General features: G+C 68.3%; 21 protein-coding genes and 2 pseudogenes. 16 read left to right on the top strand and 7 right to left on the bottom strand.

Annotated elements, in window-relative coordinates; translation table 11 throughout:
* Nucleotides 1-149 precede the first annotated feature (149 nt).
* From ACJX2R_RS11985 to ACJX2R_RS12035, 11 genes are all read left to right on the top strand, one after another.
* Nucleotides 150-869 (top strand): GntR family transcriptional regulator, encoded by a 720-nt coding sequence (locus ACJX2R_RS11985; RefSeq protein WP_413100073.1) that lies wholly within the window; start codon nucleotides 150-152, stop codon nucleotides 867-869.
* Nucleotides 870-994: 125 nt separating this feature from the next.
* Nucleotides 995-2,281 carry an MFS transporter gene (locus tag ACJX2R_RS11990; RefSeq protein ID WP_413100074.1) on the top strand — a complete coding sequence of 429 codons (1,287 nt, stop codon included), beginning with the start codon at nucleotides 995-997 and terminating at the stop codon, nucleotides 2,279-2,281.
* A gap of 46 nt (nucleotides 2,282-2,327) precedes the next feature.
* Nucleotides 2,328-3,689 (top strand): acyclic terpene utilization AtuA family protein, encoded by a 1,362-nt coding sequence (locus ACJX2R_RS11995; protein ID WP_413100075.1) that lies wholly within the window; start codon nucleotides 2,328-2,330, stop codon nucleotides 3,687-3,689.
* 3 nt (nucleotides 3,690-3,692) lie between these two features.
* Nucleotides 3,693-4,025: a DUF4387 domain-containing protein gene (locus tag ACJX2R_RS12000; protein WP_413100076.1), complete on the top strand. Its 333-nt coding sequence runs from the start codon at nucleotides 3,693-3,695 to the stop codon at nucleotides 4,023-4,025.
* A complete protein-coding gene (locus tag ACJX2R_RS12005) occupies nucleotides 4,022-4,897 on the top strand; it encodes a poly(aspartic acid) hydrolase (RefSeq protein WP_413100077.1) in 876 nt (291 codons plus the stop codon). Before ACJX2R_RS12000 ends, ACJX2R_RS12005 begins: the two co-directional genes overlap by 4 nt.
* Nucleotides 4,894-5,511, top strand: a complete 618-nt coding sequence (locus tag ACJX2R_RS12010; protein ID WP_413100078.1) for an alpha/beta hydrolase fold domain-containing protein — start codon at nucleotides 4,894-4,896, stop codon at nucleotides 5,509-5,511. Before ACJX2R_RS12005 ends, ACJX2R_RS12010 begins: the two co-directional genes overlap by 4 nt.
* Entirely contained in the window at nucleotides 5,418-5,849 is a 432-nt protein-coding gene (locus ACJX2R_RS12015; RefSeq protein ID WP_413100079.1) for an alpha/beta hydrolase fold domain-containing protein, read from the top strand. Before ACJX2R_RS12010 ends, ACJX2R_RS12015 begins: the two co-directional genes overlap by 94 nt.
* Nucleotides 5,850-5,908: 59 nt before the next feature.
* Nucleotides 5,909-6,388: a MarR family winged helix-turn-helix transcriptional regulator gene (locus tag ACJX2R_RS12020; protein ID WP_413100080.1), complete on the top strand. Its 480-nt coding sequence runs from the start codon at nucleotides 5,909-5,911 to the stop codon at nucleotides 6,386-6,388.
* A gap of 68 nt (nucleotides 6,389-6,456) precedes the next feature.
* The gene (locus tag ACJX2R_RS12025; RefSeq protein ID WP_413105833.1) at nucleotides 6,457-7,782 is read left to right on the top strand and encodes an MFS transporter; all 1,326 of its coding nucleotides are present in this window, start codon (nucleotides 6,457-6,459) and stop codon (nucleotides 7,780-7,782) included.
* A 46-nt stretch (nucleotides 7,783-7,828) separates the two neighbouring features.
* Complete coding sequence (locus ACJX2R_RS12030) at nucleotides 7,829-8,233, top strand: PaaI family thioesterase (RefSeq protein ID WP_413100081.1); 405 nt, start codon at nucleotides 7,829-7,831, stop codon at nucleotides 8,231-8,233.
* A gap of 28 nt (nucleotides 8,234-8,261) precedes the next feature.
* Complete coding sequence (locus ACJX2R_RS12035; RefSeq protein WP_413100082.1) at nucleotides 8,262-8,891, top strand: TetR/AcrR family transcriptional regulator; 630 nt, start codon at nucleotides 8,262-8,264, stop codon at nucleotides 8,889-8,891.
* Nucleotides 8,892-9,099: 208 nt separating this feature from the next.
* Here ACJX2R_RS12035 and ACJX2R_RS12040 read toward each other — a convergent pair.
* The 3 genes and pseudogenes from ACJX2R_RS12040 to ACJX2R_RS12050 all read right to left on the bottom strand — a co-directional run bounded on the left by ACJX2R_RS12040 (nucleotide 9,100) and on the right by ACJX2R_RS12050 (nucleotide 11,448).
* Nucleotides 9,100-10,213: pseudogene (locus ACJX2R_RS12040) on the bottom strand (integrase core domain-containing protein).
* Nucleotides 10,214-10,397: 184 nt separating this feature from the next.
* Nucleotides 10,398-11,200, bottom strand: a protein-coding gene (locus ACJX2R_RS12045) for an IS5 family transposase (RefSeq protein WP_413100083.1) whose coding sequence is annotated in 2 segments (ribosomal slippage) — nucleotides 10,398-10,852 and nucleotides 10,852-11,200 — 804 coding nt in all. Because the reading frame shifts where the segments join, the coding sequence is not laid out codon by codon here.
* 122 nt (nucleotides 11,201-11,322) lie between these two features.
* The gene (locus ACJX2R_RS12050; protein ID WP_413100084.1) at nucleotides 11,323-11,448 is read right to left on the bottom strand and encodes a hypothetical protein; all 126 of its coding nucleotides are present in this window, start codon (nucleotides 11,446-11,448) and stop codon (nucleotides 11,323-11,325) included.
* Nucleotides 11,449-11,660: 212 nt separating this feature from the next.
* On the opposite strand from ACJX2R_RS12050, the gene ACJX2R_RS12055 reads away from it, so the two are divergent.
* Nucleotides 11,661-12,014, top strand: a complete 354-nt coding sequence (locus ACJX2R_RS12055; RefSeq protein WP_413100085.1) for a DUF6197 family protein — start codon at nucleotides 11,661-11,663, stop codon at nucleotides 12,012-12,014.
* A 584-nt stretch (nucleotides 12,015-12,598) separates the two neighbouring features.
* Here the strand turns inward: ACJX2R_RS12055 and ACJX2R_RS12060 are convergent.
* Nucleotides 12,599-14,104: an APC family permease gene (locus tag ACJX2R_RS12060; RefSeq protein ID WP_413100086.1), complete on the bottom strand. Its 1,506-nt coding sequence runs from the start codon at nucleotides 14,102-14,104 to the stop codon at nucleotides 12,599-12,601.
* A gap of 29 nt (nucleotides 14,105-14,133) precedes the next feature.
* On the opposite strand from ACJX2R_RS12060, the gene ACJX2R_RS12065 reads away from it, so the two are divergent.
* The 3 genes from ACJX2R_RS12065 to ACJX2R_RS12075 all read left to right on the top strand — a co-directional run bounded on the left by ACJX2R_RS12065 (nucleotide 14,134) and on the right by ACJX2R_RS12075 (nucleotide 16,922).
* Nucleotides 14,134-15,591: an alpha-hydroxy-acid oxidizing protein gene (locus ACJX2R_RS12065; protein WP_413100087.1), complete on the top strand. Its 1,458-nt coding sequence runs from the start codon at nucleotides 14,134-14,136 to the stop codon at nucleotides 15,589-15,591.
* Complete coding sequence (locus tag ACJX2R_RS12070) at nucleotides 15,588-16,283, top strand: GntR family transcriptional regulator (RefSeq protein ID WP_413100088.1); 696 nt, start codon at nucleotides 15,588-15,590, stop codon at nucleotides 16,281-16,283. Before ACJX2R_RS12065 ends, ACJX2R_RS12070 begins: the two co-directional genes overlap by 4 nt.
* A gap of 258 nt (nucleotides 16,284-16,541) precedes the next feature.
* Complete coding sequence (locus tag ACJX2R_RS12075) at nucleotides 16,542-16,922, top strand: hypothetical protein (RefSeq protein WP_413100089.1); 381 nt, start codon at nucleotides 16,542-16,544, stop codon at nucleotides 16,920-16,922.
* On the opposite strand, the gene ACJX2R_RS12080 is transcribed toward ACJX2R_RS12075, so the two are convergent.
* On the bottom strand, nucleotides 16,913-17,728 hold the full coding sequence (locus ACJX2R_RS12080) for a PucR family transcriptional regulator (protein WP_413100090.1): 816 nt from the start codon (nucleotides 17,726-17,728) through the stop codon (nucleotides 16,913-16,915). The two genes, ACJX2R_RS12075 and ACJX2R_RS12080, sit on opposite strands and share 10 nt — an antisense overlap.
* Nucleotides 17,729-17,992: 264 nt before the next feature.
* Here ACJX2R_RS12080 and ACJX2R_RS12085 point away from each other — a divergent pair.
* Nucleotides 17,993-18,628 (top strand): annotated as a pseudogene (locus ACJX2R_RS12085) (FAD-binding oxidoreductase); the annotation flags it as partial.
* A 76-nt stretch (nucleotides 18,629-18,704) separates the two neighbouring features.
* Here the strand turns inward: ACJX2R_RS12085 and ACJX2R_RS12090 are convergent.
* Both ACJX2R_RS12090 and ACJX2R_RS12095 read right to left on the bottom strand, forming a co-directional pair.
* Nucleotides 18,705-19,463 carry an SDR family oxidoreductase gene (locus tag ACJX2R_RS12090; protein ID WP_413100091.1) on the bottom strand — a complete coding sequence of 253 codons (759 nt, stop codon included), beginning with the start codon at nucleotides 19,461-19,463 and terminating at the stop codon, nucleotides 18,705-18,707.
* A gap of 55 nt (nucleotides 19,464-19,518) precedes the next feature.
* Complete coding sequence (locus tag ACJX2R_RS12095; protein WP_413100092.1) at nucleotides 19,519-20,694, bottom strand: acyl-CoA dehydrogenase family protein; 1,176 nt, start codon at nucleotides 20,692-20,694, stop codon at nucleotides 19,519-19,521.
* Nucleotides 20,695-20,823: the final 129 nt, after the last annotated feature.

Raw genomic sequence — 20,823 nt, forward strand, 5'->3', positions numbered from 1 at the left:
GGGCACTTGACGGCCGGCCCGCCGTGACCCTGAGCGTTCCTTGACGGTTGCCTGGCGACGGCCTCCATCCTCCGGCCGCCAGGGCTCCCCCGAAATTCACCCACTCGCAACTGGTTGACAATTCTGCTGTAGCAAATACCGTACTGCTCATGGCGCAGCTTCCGCAGCTCACGATCTCCGCGACCCTGGGCGACCAGGCGTACACGGCGATCCGTGAGGCGATCGTCTCGGGCGTCCTCGAACGGGGCCAGAAGGTGACCGAGCGGGGGCTGGCCGAGTCTCTCGACATCAGCGCGACACCGGTACGCGAGGCGTTGCGCCGTCTGGAGCAGGACCGACTGGTGGAGCGAACCGGCCCGCGTTCGGTGCGCATCGCGAAGTACGCGGAGGAGGAACTGCGGGAGTTCTCCATGATCGGGGACTCGCTGCGCGCCCTGGCCGCACGTCTGGCCGCGGAGAAGTCGACCGCAGAGCAGAAGGCGCGGATGCGTGCCACCCTCGACAAGGCGGACCGCCTGCGCGATCAGGCGGTTGGGCTCACTCCCGGCAGTGACGAAGAGCGGAAGCTGATCGAGGAGATACTGCACTGCATGCGGCAGTTCCACGCCCTGGTGGACCAGGCCAGCGGGAACGCGACGTTGCTGCAGATGCTGCACATGGTCGACGCCTTCGGCGCGGACGAACGACGCAACAGCGTCCTGTCCGAGATCAGCGACGAACGGCGTAGCGTCGTGGATGCGCGCTATCACCAGCACCGCGCCATCTACGACGCCATCGCCGCCGGAAACGGCAGGCGCGCGGAAGAGCTGATGAACGCGCACAGTCGGGCGTCGAGCTCCTCGCTGCTCACGGCGCGCTTCTCGCACTGAGAGTCGCCGAAGGGGGTTATCCCTACCTCTCAGATGCTATAGCAAATAGCAATGCTATGGCATATGGCAAAGGAGCCGCCATGTCCAACATCGCACCTCAGCCCGAGCCGCTTGAGGAAATTTCCGTGGCCACCCCCTCCGAGGCACGGTCCGCTCCGCGACGGATGAGCGCCACGACGGTCCTGTGGGTGACCATGGCCGTCTTCGCCCAGGAATCGGTGTGGAACTTCTACGACGCCCAGGTCCCCTCCGAGCTGCGGCAGTACATCGCCTCCGCCGGCCTCGTCGGGTTGATCATGGGTATGGACAATATCCTCGGGGTCCTGATCCAGCCCTGGATGGGATTCCTGTCCGACCGTCGCGCACGCGACGGCAAGGGCCGATGGGCGATCATCCTGACCGGAGCCGCCCTCGCCTCGGTGCCCTTCGCCCTGATCCCCTGGACGCGCAGTCTGCCGTTGCTCATGCTGTGCGTCGTCGGCTTCGCGGCCCTGGCCAACACGTTCAAGGGCATCACCGAGACCCTGGTCTCCGACTACGTCGCCACCTCCCACCGAGGCAAGGCCCAGGGCTTCGTCAAGGCCGGTGTCAGTCTCACGATCGTCGTCTCGTCCCTGATCAGCCTGCTTGTCATCGACCGCAGCATCACCCTGGCGTTCGCCATCCCGCCCGTCCTGATGCTGCTGCTCCTCACCACGTCCTGGTTCTTCCTGGGCCGCCGACACCACACCGCCATGCTGTCGCACACCGGTCGGCCTTCCGCCGCCGAGACGCACCCCGTCGCGAAACCACCGTCCGCCGACTTCGCCTCACCCTGGGCTGTCATCAAGGACATGGTGCGCGACCCGTCCCGCGCCCGGGCCCTGCTCATGCTCGGCATCTTCTGCTTCGCCGGCATGTGGTCCGCCCTGCGCGCGCTGCTGACGCCTTACGGCACCGAGGCACTGAGCCTGTCCCGCGGCTCGGCGGGTGGACTCGCGCTCCCCGGCGCCGTCGCCTTCCTGGTCTGCGTCGTCCCGCTCGCCTACGCCTCGTCCCGGCTGGGTCAGGTGCACGCCATGCGCTACGGCGTCGGCTTGTTCATCGTCGGCCTGCTCATCGGCTTCTGCGTCCCCACGGTTCCCGGCACGGTCATCTCCATGGTGATCACTTCCGTGGGCTACGCGGCCTTCGCCGTCAACGCCCTCGTCGCGTTGTGGAATCTCGCCCCCAGCAGACATGTCCTGGGCACCTACACCGGCCTGTACACCGTCGCCTCGTCCACCGGTGCGGCACTCGGCCCCGCCCTGCTCGGCCTCACCGCCGACGCGACCGGGTGGCGCTTCATGTTCCTGAACGGCGCGGTGTTCGCCACGGTCACCTTCGCCGTCTTCACCCGCCTGGCCCGCCGTATCGCTCCTTCCACGCACTGAACACTCACCCCTCGACGATCACTCCTCACGAAGGACACAGACACTCATGGAGTTGCGCATCCTCGCTCCCACCGGAGCCCTCGGCGCCGGCTTCGACGCCGCCGCCTTCCAACGCGGAGTCGCGGCCCGCCCGCACGTCATCGCGTGCGACGCCGGATCGACCGACTCGGGGCCGGCCGCGCTCGGCTCGGGAAACCCCAAACTCTCTGACCAGGCCGTCGCGCGCGACCTGCGCCTGCTGCTCACCGCGCGCGACGAGCTGGGGGTGCCGCTGATCATCGGGTCCTGCGGCACCAGCGGCCGTGACACGGGAGTCGACCGCGTGGCCGCCCTCGTACGCGACATCGCCGCGGCGGAGAACCTGCACTTCAAACTGGCGCTGATCTACTCCGACCAGCCGGCCGAACGACTCCAGCGCCTCTACGACGCTGGCCGTCTCCAGCCGCTGCCGTACGCCCCCGAGATCGACCGGGAGCTGTTCGCCCGCGGTCACACGGTCGCCATGATGGGGGTCGAGCCCATCCAGGAGGCCCTGGGAGCCGGCTGCGACGTCATCCTGGCCGGACGCGCCAGCGACACCGCGCTCTTCGCCGCGCTGCCCGGCATGCTCGGCGCCGACCCCGGCCTGACCTGGCACATGGCCAAGACCATCGAGTGCGGCGCCGCCTGCGCCATACCGCCCTCCGCCAACGGCCTGCTCGCGCATCTGCGGGACGACCACTTCGATGTCACCACGCTCGCCGAGGGCAGCCGTCTGACCCCGCGGTCCGTGGCCGCCCACACGCTGTACGAGAACGCCGACCCGTATCGCGTCGTGGAGCCGTCGGGCACCCTCGACACCAGCGACGCCACCTACGAGGCGGTCGACGAGCGCACCGTCCGGGCGCGCGGGGCGCGTTTCGTCCCCGCGGACTGCTACAGCAACAAACTCGAAGGGGCCGAACTCGTCGGCTACCAGACCGTCATCGTCGGAGGGGTGCGCGACCATGTGGTCATCCGGCGCCTGCCCGACCTGCTCCCCTTCGCCAAGAAGTACTTCGAGGACAAGATCCTGGACGTGTTCGGCGGCGCCGTGGACCCCGACGGCGTGGACATCGACTTCCGGCTCTACGGTGACGGGGCCGTCCTGGCCGCCGCGGAACCGGAAGCCCTGCACCCCCGCGAACTCGGCGTCCTCATCACGGTGACGGCACCCGACCAGGCAACCGCCCACGCGGTCGCCACCTTCGTCGCGCACGCCAGCAGTCATCTGCCCATACCCGAATACGACGGGCTGGTCTCCACCCTCGCCTACCCGTACTCCCCGCCCGAGATGGACCGCGGCCCTCTCTACCGGTTCTGCCTCAACCACGTCGTCACCGGCGTCGGTCCCACGGAACTGTTCCGCACCACCACCGAGGAGCTGTAACCCATGACCACTCTGCTCGACTACTGCTCCTTGGTGCGTTCCAAGAACGCCGGCCCCTTCACTCTCACCTTCGACTTCATGTGCCACGACCGGGCCGCCTATGACGCCCTCGTCGCCAGCGGCTTCCTCAACAGGGAACTCTTCGCTGACCTCTACGGCGCCGACCCCGCCGACATCCTGCTCGTCAACCACCCACTGGCTCTCGCCGTGAAGGTCTCCCTCCCCCGCCCGACGGTCCAGGGCGACCTGCACGACAGCGACTGCTACGCGGGCCAGCAGTACGCCCCTCTGATGGACCTCACGGTGAGCGACGCGAACAAGGAGCACCAGGCATGACCGCCGAACGCCCTCTGGCTCCCTGGGACCTGCCCGCCGGCCACCCCGGGATCACCTTCCTCACCGGCCGCACCGCCTTCTTCGCCCTGGCCCGCGACCCCCGCTTCTCCTACTGCCTCTACGTGCCCGCCGACCACGCCCCCGACGACCCACCCCTCCCCCTGGTGGTGACCGTCCACGGAACACGGCGGCGCGCCGAAACACTCCGCGATGCCTTCGCCGACTTCGCCGAGCGCCACCACTGCGTTGTCCTCGCCCCGCTCTTCCCCGCCGGGATCAGCGGCCCGAACGACGTGGACAGCTACAAGCTCCTCTCCCCCGCCGGATTCCGTCCCGACGAAGCCCTCCTCGACATGGTCGACGAGGCCGCGGCCCGCTGGCATGTGCTCGCCGACCGCTTCCACCTCCACGGCTTCTCTGGAGGGGGCCAGTTCGCCCACCGCTTCGCCTACCTCCACCCCCACCGACTGGCGTCCCTGTCGGTGGGCGCCCCCGGGCGCGTCACTCTCCTCGACCCCTCGACGACGTGGTGGCACGGCACGGCCGACATGAAGGAGCGGTTCGGGACCGACGCCGACCCAGCGGCTCTGCGCGGCGTTCCCGTTCAACTGGTCGTCGGGGAGAACGACACCGTCACGGCCGAACTCGCACCGGACGAAGACCGCCGGCCCATGGCCGCGGGGACCCATCGCGTCGAAAGCATCAACGTGCTGCGTGCCAACTGGCGCGAACACGGCATCGACGCCCGCCTCGACATCGTGCCCGGCACCGCCCACGACCACTTCGCGGTCCTCCCCGCGGTCCAGCGGTTCCTCGGAGCCCAGGTGTCCGCGTCGTCGCAGCCCCGTACACCGGAGGTCACCGAGCCGTGACGCCCCATCGACTCGATCCACAGGTCGCCCGGCTGATGGGCGACCGCGACACGCGAAGGCGGACAGGGCCGCCCGACCTGGGGGCGCTGCGGGCAGCAACCGGCTCCGTAGCCAGTGCCGACCGCCCACCGCCACGAGTCGGCGACTCCCGTGACGGTGTCGCGCACCTCGACGGGCGCTCACTTCCCCTCCGCGTCTATCCGGGCGCGCGCAACGACTGCGTGGTGCTCTTCTTTCACGGCGGCGGCTTCGTGAAGGGCGACCTCGACACCCACGACGGGCAGGCGCGGATGCTGTGCGAGGTGACGGAGCGCCCCGTCGTCTCCGTCCACTACCGCCTCGCGCCCGAACACCGGTTTCCGTGCGCCTACGACGATGCCGTGGACGCGGTCCGGTGGATATGGGCCAACGCGGCCGCACTGATCGGCCGGTCCTCCCGGCCGATGAGGGTCGCAGTGGCCGGCACCAGCGCGGGGGCCAACCTCGCCGTCGGCGCCGCCCTCGCCCTGGCGCACACTCCGTGCGCGCCCGTGACCCAACTCCTCGCCTATCTCCTCCTCCAGGGGACCCCGCGACACCCTCGCGCACAGCGTTCGCGGAGGGATACGGTCTGACCTCTCCGGCGATCGAGTGGTTCATCGGGCAGTACTTGAGCCATCCGGATCAGCGCCGGGACCCGCGCTTCGCTCCCCTGCTGTCACCTGATCTCGCCTCGCTTCCGCCGACCGTGCTAGTCGGCGCCGGCCTCGACCCGTTGCGCGACGACGCCCGACTCTTCCTGGAGCGGCTGCGTGCGGAAGGGGTCACGGTGGTGCCCTTCGAGGAGCTGACGCTGCCGCACGGATTCTGGAAGTACGCGCCACTCGCCGACACCGCGGCAGACGCCGCGACCAGGATGTGCGAGACCTTCCGGGATCTCCTCGACAGCACCGTCGACGGGCCGGCTCCCTGAACACGAAGATTTAGACAGCCCAGGTTGTGCAGCCTGGGCTGTCTATCTACCGTGAAGGCATGACGACGAGGGGTGAAGAGCCCTTGACCGACGCCGCCGTTCAGGCGGCCGGCGACATCTGGGTGGTGTTCGGCCGACTCCGCCGCAAGCTGCGAGCCCTGGAAGCGGCCGAGGAACCGCTGGGCGGGGGCGGGGAGAGGGAACCGTCCCCGCCGCAGAGTTCCGTCCTGCGCCGCCTCGCCAGGAACGGTCCCGCCTCCGCCAGTGATCTCGCCGCCGCCGAGGGCGTACGGCCCCAGTCGATGGCCAAGACCGTCATCGCCCTTGAAGAGGCCGGGCTCGTCTCGCGCAGCCCGGACCCCGATGACGGGCGGCGGCAACTCGTCTCGCTCACCGATCGGGGGCATGAACGGCGCAGGGGCGAGCGCCTCGCCCGTCAGGCGTGGCTCGCCCGGGCCCTGCAAGAGCACGGCACCGAGGAGGAGGTGCGGGCCATCACCACCGCCATGGCGCTGCTCGACAAGGTGGCGCAGGCGTGACGCGTACAGCCGCGCGCGGACAGCGCCCTACGGAGACGGGCGGCTTCGACCGCCGCCTGATCGCACCGATGATCCTGGGCTCGGTTCTCAACCCCGTCAACTCCTCGATGCTCGCGGTCGCGTTGGTCCCGATCGGCCGCGCCTTCGGTGTGCCGCCCTCGCAGACGGCATGGCTCGTCTCCGGCCTCTACCTCGCGACGGCCGTCGGCCAGCCTGTGATCGGCCGACTCGTTGACGCCTTCGGTCCGCGCTGGCTCTATCTACTGGGCACCGCGCTGGCCGGCCTCGCCGGGCTGCTCGGCACTCTTGCTCCGAACCTGTGGGTACTGGTCGCCTCCCGCGTCCTTCTCGGATTCGGCACCTCGGCAGCCTTCCCGGCGTCCATGTCGTTACTACGCTCCGAGTCCGAGCGCACCGGCCGGCGGAACCCGAGTAGCGTCCTTGCCGCGCTGTCGATTTCCAACCAGGTCATAGCGGTCGTCGGCCCGGCCCTCGGTGGCCTGCTAATCGGCACGGGCGGCTGGCACCTGATCTTCGGCATCAATGTGCCGCTGTCGCTTATGTGCCTTGTCCTGGGCACACTGTGGCTGCCACGCACCCCGCCTCCGGGGGGGACGACACGTATCGATGTCCCAGGCATGCTGTGGTTCGCGGGATCGCTGACCGCCTTCATGCTCTTCCTGATGAACCCTGCCGTCGCACACTGGTATCTGCCGGTGCTCGGTCTGACCGCGGGCGCGGTATTCGTCCACCGCGAACTCGGCGTCGCCCAGCCATTCATAGATCTTCGAGTCCTCGGCGGGAACGTACCTCTGCTTGCCACGTTCACCCGGCAGTGCCTCGCCTACACCACGTCGCACTCCTTCTTCTACGGCTACAGTCAGTGGCTCCAAGAGGGCCGAGGGCTCAGCGCGTCGCAGGCCGGGCTGCTGTTGCTGCCACTGTCGGTGACGGCCATCGGTGTCACCGCGATCACGGGGCGCCGTAGCCGGGTGCGAGGCAAACTCGTCGTCGGCGCGCTCTTCCAGTGCCTCGGCTGCGCGGCGTTGCTACTTCTGCACGACGACAGTCCGGTCTGGGTGCTTGTCGTGCTCAGCGCGGTCGTCGGCATCCCGCACGGGCTGATCGGGCTGGCCAACCAGAATGCCCTGTACGCACAGGCCGACTCGGCCCGCATGGGTTCGTCCGCGGGGCTTCTGCGCACGTTCATGTACATCGGCGCACTGTTCGCGGCGGCGGCGAATGCCCTGTTCTTCCGCGACGGCGCCACCAGTTCCGGACTGCACGCCATGGCCTGGTCGCTCATCGGTGTGACCGCTGTGTTCCTGGTCCTGTGCACAGCGGACCGGTCGCTGGGCCGCGTCGGCACCACACCTCCCTCGTTGACGAGCTGAGTTAACGTCGATAACTTATCTTTCTTAACTCAAATGGGAGCAGACCGTGGCCGCACTTGCAGCCGAAGACGTCTACGCGCTCGCACCGTACGCCAAGACCCTCGGAGTCGTGGTCGACGAGATGACGGCAGCCGGCGTTCGCGCCACGCAGGCACACGACCTCTCGCTCTCCACCGTGGGCGGTGGCCTCCATGGAGGAGCGTTGATGGGACTCGCCGATGTGAGCGGTGCCGTGTGCGCCGCGCTCAACGGCCCGGCCGGCGCCGCACCGGCCACCGTGGAGTCGACCTCGCACTTCCTCCGACCGGCACACACGGACGTCGTCGCAACAGCCCGTCCGCTGCGCGTGGGTCGCAACACCGTCATCGAGGTCGATGTGCACGACGCCGAAGGCGAACTGTGCGCCCGGGTGACCCAGGTGGTCACCGTCGTCCAACCGAAGACGTCCTGATGCCGCTCTCTCCCGAAAGCCCCTTCCTGTGACCGGCTCCCGCGTTCGCGCCGCCAAGGGCCAGGGCGGTCTGCTCCGCGAGCGGCTTCTCGACATCGCCGGTCAACTGCTCGAAGAGGGCGGTGCCGACGCTCTGACGATTCGCGCGGTGGCGACGAGCGCGGGGGTCACCCCGCCGGCCGTCTACCTTCACTTCGCCTCAAAGAGGGAACTTGTTCACGCCACCTGTCTGCGAGTGTGGAGTTCCCTGTTCATCGAGTTGGAAGCAGTGTCCCGGGGGGTCCCGGATCCGGTGACGGCGCTCCACGAAACCTGCGTCGCCTACATCACGTTTGGACTTCGCCATCCCGCCCAGTACCGGCTGGTGATGGATGGCGAGGCCACCGAGGCCAGTCGCCGGAACGAGGACGCGTGCTTTCGCTACTTCCGGGACAAGGTCGCAGCATGTCACGTTGCCGGGGTACCGGTGGAGAGCACCACCGAAACCGCCAGGCTGCTGTGTGCCGGCGTGCATGGCGCGGTCTGTCTCCTGATCCCCCAGGAACATGACGCATGGCCCCGGGACATCGCTCGCTTTGTCACCCGGGCGGCGGCCTCGGCGGTGCGCGGCGCCCTTCTCACGCATCTCAGACCTCCCCGCCCTCCATGTCCGCCGTGATGCGGTCGGACTGAACCAGGTCGACGACGGAGTCCGGTGCTCGACGACCAGGAGCGCCCAACTCAGCGGCTCCGTGCCGTACTTGGCCGCACGCACAGCGTCCGAGCGGGCAAGCCCGTCGTTCCACACCGGCCTCCTTGATCGTCAGCACGGTCATGTGCGCCGAGGCCGTGAGCGGGTAGCGGCCTGAAGGGTGTCATTATTCCGATCAGGCTGCTGAGCTGGTCGTTCTCTGTCGATGGTGAGGCAGTCGAGGTGGCGTGGCGTGGTACTCGTTGAGCAGTCCACCGAGCACCTGTCGGCGCCGGACCGTGCCAACAGGTAGGGGGACGATGTGCGGGTCGTCGTCTGGGGGCACGTAGGTCCAGGCTGCGGTGGGCTCGCCCCGCGTTGTAGTGCTCGGCGTACCTGGTGAGGACCGTACGTAGGTGTCGTTCGCCGGTGATGAGGAGGCGGTCGGTGCATTCGGCGCGGGCTGTACGTATCCATCGTTCGGCAAACGCATTTGCCCGGGGGCTCTGCGGCGGCGTCGAGATGATGGCTGTGCCGTTGCCGGCGAAAACGGCATCGAACGCGGCGGTGAACTTGCTGTCCCGGTCCCGGATGAGGAACCGGAAGCACCCAGCCCTCTCCTCGAGATCCATGAGCAGATTGCGGGCGAGTTGGGCGACCCGTACGCCTGTAGGGCGTGCGCTGACACCCAGGACATGGACGCGCCGGGTCTTGATCTCCATGACGAAGAAGACATAGAGACGTTTAAGGAAGACGGTCTCCACGTGCATGAAATCGCAGGCGAGTAGCGAGTGGGCCTGGGAGCGCAGGAACGAGCCCCAAGTCTGCTGGCATGCTCGCTGCGGTGCAGGCGGCTAGCCGGAGCAGCGCAGGACGCGCCGGATCGTGGCGGCGGCAACCCGATGGCCAAGCCGTCGCAGCTCGCCCTGGATTCTGACACATCCCCAGGTCGGGTTCTCTATCGCCAGGCGCTGGATGAGCGCGACTGTCTCTTCCGCCAGCGGTGGCCGATCGGGTCCGACCGCCCTCTGGCGCCACTTCCAGCGCACCAGACGGCGGTGCCAGTTCAGCAAGGTGCCCGGGGTAACCAGCCGATGGCGACGTAAGACGGGTGGTAGGTGCCGAGCGAGAGCGGAGAGCACAGCACGATCAGCCCATGAGAGCCGCGGCCGCTCGATCTGCCGGCGCAGCACGGCGACCTCATGACGAAGGGCAAGGATCTCCGCGTTGTTCCCGGCGGCCGACCGGCCCAGCAACAGGAGACAGTCCAGCAGTCGGCAGAAGATCAAGTAGAGCAGTCGCAGACCCACGATCACTGATCATGCCCATACTTGAGCGATCGCAAAACCCCAGGTCAACCACCGTACGGCAATAAAGACACCCTTCAGGGCTGGAGCGCATCAGCATGACGTTTCACCTCACAAGGGGGTGCAGGGCAGGACGGAGCGGAACCCAACTCGCAAGTGAGAAGCCTCAGTGGGCTAAGAGATCGTCTCATTTGGTGAGTCTGCGGTAGCAGATGAGGGTGCAGGCGATGCTGGTGAAGGCTAGGAAGTGGTCAGCTTTGCGTTCGTAGCGTCGGTGGAGTCGGCGGCAGCCGGCAAGCCAGCTCATGGTGCGCTCGATGGTCCATCGGTGGCGTCCAAGGCGCCGGGAGTCCTCTACTCCCTTGCGGGCGATGCGCGGTGTGATGTTGCGGGTCCGCAGCCATCTGCGCAGGTGGTCGTAGTCGTAGCCCTTGTCGGCGTGCAGTTTGGCCGGGCGGCGTCGGCGCGGGCCGCGACGGGATCGGATGGGTGGGATGCCGCGGACCATGGGCTCAAGTCCCTGACTATCGTGAGTGTTTGCGCCGGAGATGCCGATCGAGAGGGGCAGACCGGACCGGTCGGTGATCAAGTGGATCTTGGCGCCTTTCTTGCCGCGATCCACGGGATTCGGACCTGTCAGGTCCCCCCTTTGACCGCCCGCATGTTCACGGAGTCGATGGCGCACCGCGACCAGTCCAACTCGCCCTCGGCACCGAGTTCATCCAGTACCAGCCGGTGCAGCTTGGCCCACACCCGCTGCCGGCTCCACTCGGTAAACCGCCGGTGGGCGGTGGTCCCGGCCGGGCCGAACACCGGCGGCAACTGCCGCCATGTGCAGCCGGTGTTGGCAACGAAGATGATGGCGGCCAGCACTTCTCGGTCGCCGTACCGCCGTCGCCCGCCTCCCTGAGGCCGACTCGGAGCTACGGGCACGACCCGGCAGAACAGTTCCCACAGTTCATCCGGAACCAAGCGCTCCACCACAGTCATGCGCTCAGGCTACCGACCCGCCAAATGAGACGATCTGTAAACGGCAGTTGGAGGCCGAGTTAGCGGGGCGTTGTTGGGGAGGTCTTTCGGCGGACCTCCGGTAGCGCTTTCGCTCATCGTGGTCACCACAGCCCGAGCTTCTCGATGACCTCAGCGGGCGGGGGCAGCGCAGGGCTGACGCTTCCGGTGGCCTGCCAGCTGATCGGTACGTCGCGGCGCACCCGGCTCAACTCCCGCCAGCGCAGCACGCCTTGCCACTCGGAGACGACTGCCTTGCCCTTGGCGCCGCTCAGGCGGCCGGAGGTGGGCAGATGTACAACGGCGCCGACCGCTGCTCACCGCACCTGCGGGGAGGGTCCCACATCGCGGCATCGAGCGGCATTGAGCGGCACCTGCTCCCCGCACTCGCGACGAGAGCCCCTTGCCGGGTAAGTGAAGTAAGAGCGTTATGTCGAGGCCGGTGAAAGAAAGCCACCCCACCCCTGCCCGCATCCTCACTGCACTCGCCAACCACATCGAGCACGTCGGCCTCTATCAAGGTGAAGAGCCATGGCAGCCCGGGAAGTTGGGCGACACCCCACCACGGACTGTGCTGCATGCGTGGGATCGAGGCATGCGCGCAGTAAAGCCGCATTGGTCCGCACGCGGCGAACCGTGGGACATCCTCCATTGTGCCCGCCGCACCCTCGGCATCGACATCACCGTCGCTGTCAAAGTGGCAGCGAGCCGCCGCCGGATGCTGGGGCGTCTACGCAGCCGAGGTCAGCCGCCGGAACTCGAAAGCCTGACCCCTACCGATGTCAGCTTCCGCTGACATGCTCCTTCGCTTGACGAACGAAGGCATACTCGACCTCCGGCCGCGGTGTTGGCTCCACCCTGATGCGTGACCTGCGGAAATCGCCCGCGACGAGCTTGGACTCGAACAGCTCCACTTCGCGGCCCGGGGAGATGAGGGGCTGGAGGGCTTCTACAGCCGACTCGGCTGGCGCGAGATCGGTTGTTGGCCCAGGGCGCTCCGCCTCGCACCCGATGACACCTGGGACAAGGTCTTGATACTCCTCGATCCACTCTGACCGCAGGGGCATTCCGAGAGTTCCAATACCCGAGCCCACCATTACGGGTCAGCGAGGAACGTCGCCGGGAGGCCGTCGACCGGGTTACAGCCATGCAGTTTCGACCGCCACGGCCACGGCGTCTGGTGCAAAGCGCAGACGTTGATGGACTCCGAACGGGCCCGCCGCGCGGTCGGCGAGGTCGCTGCCCCCAACGGAGTCAGCACCGAGCCATCCAACGTCGCGGCTGGCGGCACAGACTTCGCCGTCCGCCTCCGCTGCGTCGGATGCGGACACTTCCCGAGCGTGCGGATCCGAGCGCCGGTGACCAGCCGGTCCGCAGCGATCACTGGACCGTCTCCGGCTCACCGGCCGTGTCACAGTCGGCGGTGATCGCGTCGAAGACCTCCCGGTGGTTCCGGCGCAGCCAGACCGCCCATCCGAAGCCGACGGCGCAGGTGGCCGGGATCGTCATGAGCAGGACCTGGTTGACCAGGCCTGTGGTGCCGGTGAGGAACGAGATGTTCCGCGCCGACAGGACCATCGCGACCAGCATGAGGGCCGCCGCGATGACGGGTGCGACGACCGTACGCCAGGCACCCTCGCCCGTGGTCCGCCTGCGGAAGTAGGCGATGACCGAGATCGCGGCGGCGACCTGCAGCAGCAGGATGCCGAAGACGCCCGGGGTATTCACCCAAATCATGAACTGGGTGTACGGGTCGGCCTGCGCGAGTGCGAAGCCGCTGACGATGACCACGGCCAGGGCCGTCTGCGCCAGGCCGGCGACGTACGGCGCGCGAGTGCGGGGGTGGACCTTAGCGAGCGCCGCCGGCAGCAGGCCCTCGTCGGCGATGGCGAGCGAGTACCTGGTGATGGTGTTGTGGAAGGCAACCAGGCTGGCGACGACGCTGGTGGCCATCAGCAGGTGCATTGCTGTGGTGAACCAGCCGCCGAGGTAGCTCTCACCGGCGACGAAGAACATCTCCACGCCGTGCTTGGTGGCCGCGTCGACGGCGCCGCCGGCGCCGAAGGCCTGGATGATGCTCCACACGACGAAGGCGTACGTTCCGGCCAGCACGGCCACGCCGATGTACGTCGCGCGCGGGATGGTGCGGCGCGGATTGCGCGTCTCGGAGCGGTAGATGACAGTGGCCTCGAAACCCATGAATGCGGCGAAGGCGACCGGCAGGACCACGGTCATCGGCGGGACGAACATGTGGTCCGGGGCGAAGGACTCGACGCCCAGCCCCTCGCTGCCGCCGCCCTGCACTAGGATCGCGACCGCCAGGATCAGTAGCAGGGCGGTCTCGGCGGTGAGCAGTACGGCGAGGAACTTCGCGCCGAACGCGACGCTGCGGAAACCGACGTACCAGACGATCGCGACGCAGGAGAGCGCGTATACCCACCACGGCTGGTTGATCCCGAACACCTCGAGAAACGTTCCCTGGATCGTCACTCCGGCCAGGCCGTAGACGCCGATCTGCAGCGCGTTGTAGGAGACCAGGGCCACCAGCGCGGAGACCACACCCGCGGTCCGGCCGAGCCCGACCGCGATGTAGGAGTAGAACGCACCCGCGCCGGCAATGTGGCGGGACATGGTGGTGAAACCGACGGCGAAGATCGCCAGGGCGATGCCAGCGAAGGCATACGCAGACGGCGCGCCGATGCCGCCGACCATGATCGCGAGCGGGGCGATCCCGACCATCAGCATCAGCGGTGCGGCAGCCGAGACGACGATGAAGACCAGATCGCTGGTGCCGAGCGCGTTGCTCCTGAGGCCGTCCGCGCCGCCGGTCTCCCCGGCTTGGTTTGGTCTTGTCTGGTCGCTGATCTCGGGCATCGAACTGGTCATGGCCGTCTCCTCGTACGTCGATACCCGGCATGGTCGATGGCGCCTCGTCGGGGGTGTTCGCCGATTGTGTCGCAATCGAATGCTACTGTGACACACGCCATGCGGAGGCGCTAGGGAGGAAAGGTCAGATGACTTCCGGTCAGATCGACACGCGGGCCGCTAACGCCGAGCCCTCGAGGCGTGTACGCCGCCGGCTGCCTCGGTGGTCGGAACTGCGCCCCCTGCTCAAACGGCGCAAACTGATCCTGAATCCGGTCGAGCGGCGCCTCGCGAAGACCCTCACCATCGATGACCTGAGGTCTGCCGCACGTCGGCGGGTCCCGCAGCCGGTCTTCGACTACGTTGACGGCGCGGCGGAGACGGAGACGAGCCTCGCTCGCGCCAGGGACGCGTTCCTGGACCTGGAGTTCCGGCCCCGCATCCTGCGGGACGTCGCAGAGGTCGACACCACGGTCGACGTCCTGGGCATGCCCAGCGCCCTGCCCCTGGTCCTCGCGCCGACCGGGTTCACCCGCATGATGCATCACGGCGGAGAGACGGCGGTCGCGCGAGCGGCGGCGCGAGCGGGGATTCCCTACACACTCTCGACGATGGGCACGACCTCTATCGAGGACCTGCGTCGGGAGGAGCCCCACGGACGACACTGGTTCCAGCTCTACCTGTGGCGGGACCGGTCGGCGAGCGAGGCCCTCATCGACCGGGCTAAGCAGGTCGGCATCGACACCCTCGTCCTGACCGTGGACACGCCCATCGGCGGGGCGCGGCTGCGGGACGTGCGCAACGGGTTCACCATCCCGCCCACCCTGACGCTCAAGACGCTGGCCAATATTTCGCGGTACCCGTCCTGGTGGCTGAACCTGATGACGACCGAACCGCTGGAGTTCGCCTCCCTGCAGTCCTGGAACGGGACTGTGGAGGAGCTGGTCTCGAAGATGTTCGACCCGCGAGTGACGTTCGAGGACCTGCGGTGGCTGCGCGACCAATGGGGTGGGAAGCTCGTGGTCAAGGGCATCCAGCGGGTCGACGACGCTTGTCGCGCGGTGGATTACGGTGCCGATGGCATCGTGCTCTCCAACCACGGAGGCCGCCAGCTGGATCGAGCCTCGACGCCACTCGACCTCCTGCCCGACGTCACGAAGGCACTGGGGCAGCGGGCCGAGGTGTTCATCGACACCGGCATCACGTCGGGCGCGGACCTGGTCGCCGCCCGTGCACTGGGAGCATCGGCGGGGATGATCGGCCGCGGCTACCTCTACGGCTTGATGGCCGGTGGCGAGCGAGGAGTCGACCGAGCCCTCCAGATCCTCTACGACGAGGCGGCGCGAACACTCCGCCTGCTGGGCGTCAACAGGATCGAGGATGTCGACCCCGACCAGGTCCTGCTCCGCCGGCCCGGTGGGAGCGCGGCTGCAAAGGACACAGCGGGGGTGAAGGGAAGGCATCCTGACAGTGTCGGCCCGTCACCTACCGCTCAGGTGCGATCATGAATGTCATGCCGCTTTCAGAAGACCACCATGGCCCGGCAGCGGATCGGGTCGCGGTAGCGCTCCGCCGCGATCTCCTCAACGGCGACTTCCTGCCTGGGGATCGACTGCGCGAGGGAGAGCTCAGCGCCCGATTCCACTGCGGCCGTTACACGGTACGGACCGCTATCCGGTCCCTCGTCGACAGCGGGCTCCTCGTGCACGAGCGCAACAAGGGCGCCTTGGTCCCGGAGCTGACCCAAGAGCGCATTGACCAGGTGTTCGGGTATCGCATCGCACTTGAGCTCGGGAGCCTTCGGCTCGCTCTCAAACGAGGCGCTGACCTCGACGAGGTGAGTGATGCGGTCGAAGAGCTAGCCGCCCTGCCCGAGGACGTCGAGTGGCAGGAGCTGACAGCGGCGCACAGCCGGATTCATGAGGCGATCGTCCGCAGCTCCGGCAACACCCGACTGATTTCGGCCTACTCCTCGTGTCAGGACGAACTGCAGCTGCTCTTCGTGACCGTCCGACCTCAGTTTTCCGTCGACAGATTCGCCCACCTGCACAGGCGGCTTGTCGTCGAGCTTCGCAAGGGCGGGGAAACCGCTATGAACGCCCTGTTGGAGGACCTCGAGAACAACGGCCGTCGGGCGGTGAACGCCGCGCTTCGGGACGCGCAGCGTCAGCGCAGGGGCGCGGTTCTGTCACCGCGATAGAGGTCCACGCGGATGGATGGGGCCGCAGGGTTTGGTGACGCCACGATGCCCCAGAGTCGGTCGGCCATCATGCTTGACCGAAGATCTTTCAGACACTTGACCTTGCGGCCCGGTCTGCTTCGGGGTGATACCCACTCCCTCGTCCCACCCCTCCGGGCAGGCCCTGCGCGGCTGACATGGACGGATCCTCCGGCAGCAGGCTGCTTGACGGAGTTCTTCTTCTCGACGGGTTCCTGGGCCTGGAGGGGGTGGCGGGTGATGTTCCTGCTCGAAGGCTTGCGTCGGCCCTGGGGGAGCGCCGAGGTCGCGACGGTGGCCGAACGGTTCGCGTGGCGTGCGCTGTTCAACGAGGCATCCTCTGTGCGCTGCCGGTGTTCTGGCACTTCCCGCCTACCAGGGCGGGCGCGGCCCGCTATCGCTCTGATCAACATGCTCGGCAACGCGTCCGGATTCGTCGCCCCGTACGTGACCGGATGGGCGAGCGACGAGGCCGGTGACGTCGACACCGGCCTGTGGATCGTCGGCAGGTTGATGGTTGCCTCCGGAATCGGCGCTCTCGCGCTGCGCGACGGCTCGGCCGTGCGCGCCGAGTCGGCACGCGGGTCAGGCCAGGCGGGCAGCCAACTCGCTCAGCCGTAGCGCGAGTTGGATGTCGAGTGCCCGGTCCGGGCCCCGTCAGCCCTCCCGAGCAGGTCGTCGACGCGCTTCAGGCGCTGGTAGAGGGTATTGGCGTGGATGTGCAGGTCGGTGCAGGTGCGGGCGTGGTGCTGGCCGTTGGCCAGGTACGTGGCGACGGTCGCTGAGAGAGTCGTGCCGCGCGCACGGTCGTGGTTGAGCAGCTGGCCGACCGCCCGGTCGATGAAGACCTGTGCTTCGTCGGCCTGCGCGCGGGCGAACAGGGAGCGGTAGGCGCCCAGTTCGGCCGGTTCGGCGATGCCTTCACTACGTCCCAGAGCCCGCAGCATCGTCGCCGTCTGCCGGGCGTCCCGGTGTGCGAGCCGGATCTCGGCCACCCCGCGCCCGCACGCGGCGAGCCCGACCGGTCCGCATAGGCGGCGGGACGAGACGATGTTCCTGAGCGCCGCCAGGTCGAGACCGGGCACGACGAGGGTGATCTGGTCGCCGAGTTGCGCGCTCCACCCAGCCGTCTCGTGGGCGAGTAGGGCCACTTGGTCCGCCGCACTGTCCGTGTCGTACGCGTCCAGGACGGCGACGGCGGTGATGGCGTCGACGTCCATGCCCGCCTGCCGCGCGCGGCGCCGCACACTCGTCTCGTCCGCCTCCGGCGAGAGCAAGGAGGCGAGGATTTCGCCGCGGGTGCGCAAGTGGGCCTCCTGGACCGAGCGTTCGAAGGCCGCGACCAGGGCGACGGCCATCGCGCCGATCGCGAGCAGTCGTACGTCCTCGTCGGTGAAATCGCCCGCCGCGTCATCACGTGTCGTCACTAGTGAACCCGCGTGGCCGCCGCGCACGACGACCGGGACCACCACCCCGTACCGGGAGCGGTGCCGGAAGCGTCGGGGGGCCTGCGGATCCGCGCCGGGGGGCGGCAACGGTACGGTGCGGTCCGCGCCGACGACCAGGTCGCCGCCCGCGTCGAGCACCGACGCACGGAGCCCCGTGACGTCATGGATGACGTCGACTGCCTCGCGGTATCCGCCGCCGCGCACCACCGCGTCGAGGAGGCAGTCCCGCAGGTCCGTCTCGGTGCGGCTCTCGAACTCGTCGACCGGTACGGTCTGCGCGCGGTCGACGACTGGAAGAACATGGGCCTCTCGGTCGACGCCGACGCCGTCCTCCTCGGCCGCGTCGACGAGCCGGGCGCTGCCGGGTCCGCGCAGGCCAAGCGCATGGTGGAGTGCTTCCGGCAGGCGGGCGCCACCTGGGCCGAGCGCTCCACCGACCAGCAGGAAGCCGACGCGCTCTTCGCCGCGCGCCGCCTTGCCTACCCGGCCCTGTAGCGCCTCGGTCCGGCCCTGACGGAGGACGTGTGCGTCCCCAAGGAGCAGATCCCAGAGATGCTCGGCCGCATCGAGAAGACCGCCCGTACACACGACATCCTCATCGCGAACATCGCCCACGCCGGCGACGGCAACCTCCACCCGCTCCTGATCACGCCGCCCGGTGACGAGGCGGCGAAGGCCCGCGCCCAGAAGGCGTTCACGGAGATCGTCACCGACGCGCTCGCCCTCGGTGGGACCGTCACCGGGGAACACGGCGTGGGCCTCCTGAAAGGCCCCGGCCTCGCGGCCGAGCTGACGCCCGAGGTGATGGCGATGCACCGAGCGGTCAAGCAGGCGCTCGACCCGCACGGCGTCTTCAACCCGGGCAAGGTGTTGTCCTGACCTGAGCCATGTGCGAGGCCCTTCCGCATACACCGCCGTGCGGACCGATCGCACATCTCAGGCCGTCCCCGCCACCCTACTTCGGCGCCATGCGCAGCGCGCCGTCCATACGGACAACTTCACCGTTCATGTAGTCGTGCTCGGCGAGGAAGGTGGCGAGGCGGGCGTACTCGTCGGGCCTCCCGAGGCGCGGCGGGAAGGTGACGCCGGCGGCGAGTGCATCGCGGTACTCGTCCGAGACAGTCGCCAACATGGGTGTCTCCATCACGCCGGGCGCGATGGTGTTCACCCGGATCCCGTGCTGGGCCAGGTCGCGGGCGGCGGTGATCGTCAGTCCGATCACTCCGGCCTTGGACGAGGCGTAGGCGGCTTGTCCGATCTGACCTTCGTAGCCGGCGATGCTCGCCGTGTTGATGATGACTCCTCGCAGGTTGCTGTCTGTCGGCTCGGCTTGTGCTATCCGTTCAGCGGCGAGAGTCATCACGGTGAAGGTGCCGACCAGGTTGATCTGCACGACCTTCGAGAACAGGCCGAGGTCGTGCGGACCGCGGCTGGACAGGACCCTGGCTGAGGGTGCGATGCCCGCACAGTTGACGGCGATCCTCAGCGGATCCGGCTGGTCTGCGGCGAGGTCGAGTCCCCGGGCCACCGCGTCGGCATCGCTGACGTCGACCGCGACGAGAGTGACCCCGGGCAGCGGGTCTGCCGAGTCCACTGACGCCTGGAGGTCAAATCCGATGACATTGGCTCCGAGTGCGGCGAGGCGGGTTGCGGTGGCGGCGCCGAGTCCGGATGCGGCGCCGGTGACGACAGCGGTCGTACCGCGGATCTCCATGAGTTCGTTCCCTGTCTGTGTCAGTCAGATCAGTCGATGTCAGTAGCAGGCGATGTCAGTGGCAGCCGATCGATCGGGCGCTGTCGCGGTCGAGGTGGCGCGTGATGGCGAGTCGCTGGATCTGGTTGGTGCCCTCGAAGATCTGCATGACCTTCGCCTCGCGCATGTAGCGCTCGACGGGGAAGTCCCGGGTGTAGCCGGCGCCGCCGAGCACCTGGACGGCGTCGGTGGTCACTCTCATGGCGTTGTCGGTTGCGACCAGCTTCGCGATGGATGCCTCGCGACCGTAGGGGAGGCCGGCGTCCTTGATTCGAGCGGCGTGGAGGAGGGTGGCTCGGGCCGAGGCGACGGCGGCTTCCATGTCGGCGAGGAGGAAGCCGAGGCCCTGGTGGTCGATGATCCGGCGGCCGAAGGTGTGCCGCTCCTGTGCGTAGGCCAGGGCCACGTCGAGCGCCCCTTGGGCGAGACCGGTGGCGACGGCCGCGATGCCGAGTCGGCCGGCGTCCAGCCCTGCGAGTGCGATCTTGAGACCGTCGCCTTCGGCCCCGAGACGACGCTCGGCTGGGACGCGGACGCCTTCGAGCCGGATCGCCGCGGTGGTTGATCCGGTGAGTCCCATCTTCTGCTCGGGAGGATCCGCGAACAGACCCGGTGAGTCGGCGGGCACGAGGAAGCAGGAGACGCCGTCGCGGTCGCCCGGCGCCCCACTGGTGCGCGCCATGATCTTGTAGAAGTCGGCCTGGCCGCCGTGGGTGACCCATGCCTTGGTGCCGTTGAGGACGTACCCGCCGCCGTCGCCGCGCGCGGTGGTGGTCATGGCAGCGGGGTCGGACCCGGCCTGATGCTCGGACAGGCTGTAGGCGCCGAGGAGCTCGCCGCCGAGCATGTCGGGCAGCCAGCGCTGCTGCTGTTCCGCGGTGCCACGGGTCGCGAGTCCGTAGCAGCTCAGGGCGTGGACCGACACACCGACGCCCACGGACGCCCACACGGCGCCGACTTCCTCCAGCACCTGGACGTACACCTCGTAGGGCAGCCCGGAGCCGCCGAGCTCCTCCGGGTAAGGCAGGCCGAGGATGCCGACCTTGCCGAGGGTTCGGAATACCTCGCGGGGAAAGTCCTCGTCGGCCTCGGCCTGGGCCGCACGGGGAGCGAGCTCTGCTGTTGCGATCGTGCGGACCAGTTGGAGGAGGTCGGCGTGCTCGGATGAGGAGAAGGTACGACGGGCCGGCATGGTGGGCTCCTGGTGGTGAAGTCCGGTCGGTGATCTGGGGGTGGACAGGCAGGCGGCGGGGGCGATCAGGTGTTGATCACGTGACCCTCGATGCCGTGGAACGTCTTCTGGAGCGCCTCCGCGAGGGGG

This window comes from Streptomyces sp. Inha503, from assembly GCF_047215865.1.
Taxonomy (GTDB): Bacteria; Actinomycetota; Actinomycetes; order Streptomycetales; family Streptomycetaceae; genus Streptomyces; species Streptomyces lycopersici.

Coding starts and splice junctions, on each gene's coding strand:
- ACJX2R_RS11985 (WP_413100073.1), top strand. CDS start 150: ATGGCGCAGCTTCCGCAGCTCACGATCTCCGCGACCCTGGGCGACCAG.
- ACJX2R_RS11995 (WP_413100075.1), top strand. CDS start 2,328: ATGGAGTTGCGCATCCTCGCTCCCACCGGAGCCCTCGGCGCCGGCTTC.
- ACJX2R_RS12000 (WP_413100076.1), top strand. CDS start 3,693: ATGACCACTCTGCTCGACTACTGCTCCTTGGTGCGTTCCAAGAACGCC.
- ACJX2R_RS12005 (WP_413100077.1), top strand. CDS start 4,022: ATGACCGCCGAACGCCCTCTGGCTCCCTGGGACCTGCCCGCCGGCCAC.
- ACJX2R_RS12020 (WP_413100080.1), top strand. CDS start 5,909: ATGACGACGAGGGGTGAAGAGCCCTTGACCGACGCCGCCGTTCAGGCG.
- ACJX2R_RS12025 (WP_413105833.1), top strand. CDS start 6,457: ATGATCCTGGGCTCGGTTCTCAACCCCGTCAACTCCTCGATGCTCGCG.
- ACJX2R_RS12060 (WP_413100086.1), bottom strand. CDS start 14,104: ATGACCAGTTCGATGCCCGAGATCAGCGACCAGACAAGACCAAACCAA.
- ACJX2R_RS12065 (WP_413100087.1), top strand. CDS start 14,134: ATGGTCGATGGCGCCTCGTCGGGGGTGTTCGCCGATTGTGTCGCAATC.
- ACJX2R_RS12070 (WP_413100088.1), top strand. CDS start 15,588: ATGAATGTCATGCCGCTTTCAGAAGACCACCATGGCCCGGCAGCGGAT.
- ACJX2R_RS12075 (WP_413100089.1), top strand. CDS start 16,542: ATGTTCCTGCTCGAAGGCTTGCGTCGGCCCTGGGGGAGCGCCGAGGTC.
- ACJX2R_RS12090 (WP_413100091.1), bottom strand. CDS start 19,463: ATGGAGATCCGCGGTACGACCGCTGTCGTCACCGGCGCCGCATCCGGA.
- ACJX2R_RS12095 (WP_413100092.1), bottom strand. CDS start 20,694: ATGCCGGCCCGTCGTACCTTCTCCTCATCCGAGCACGCCGACCTCCTC.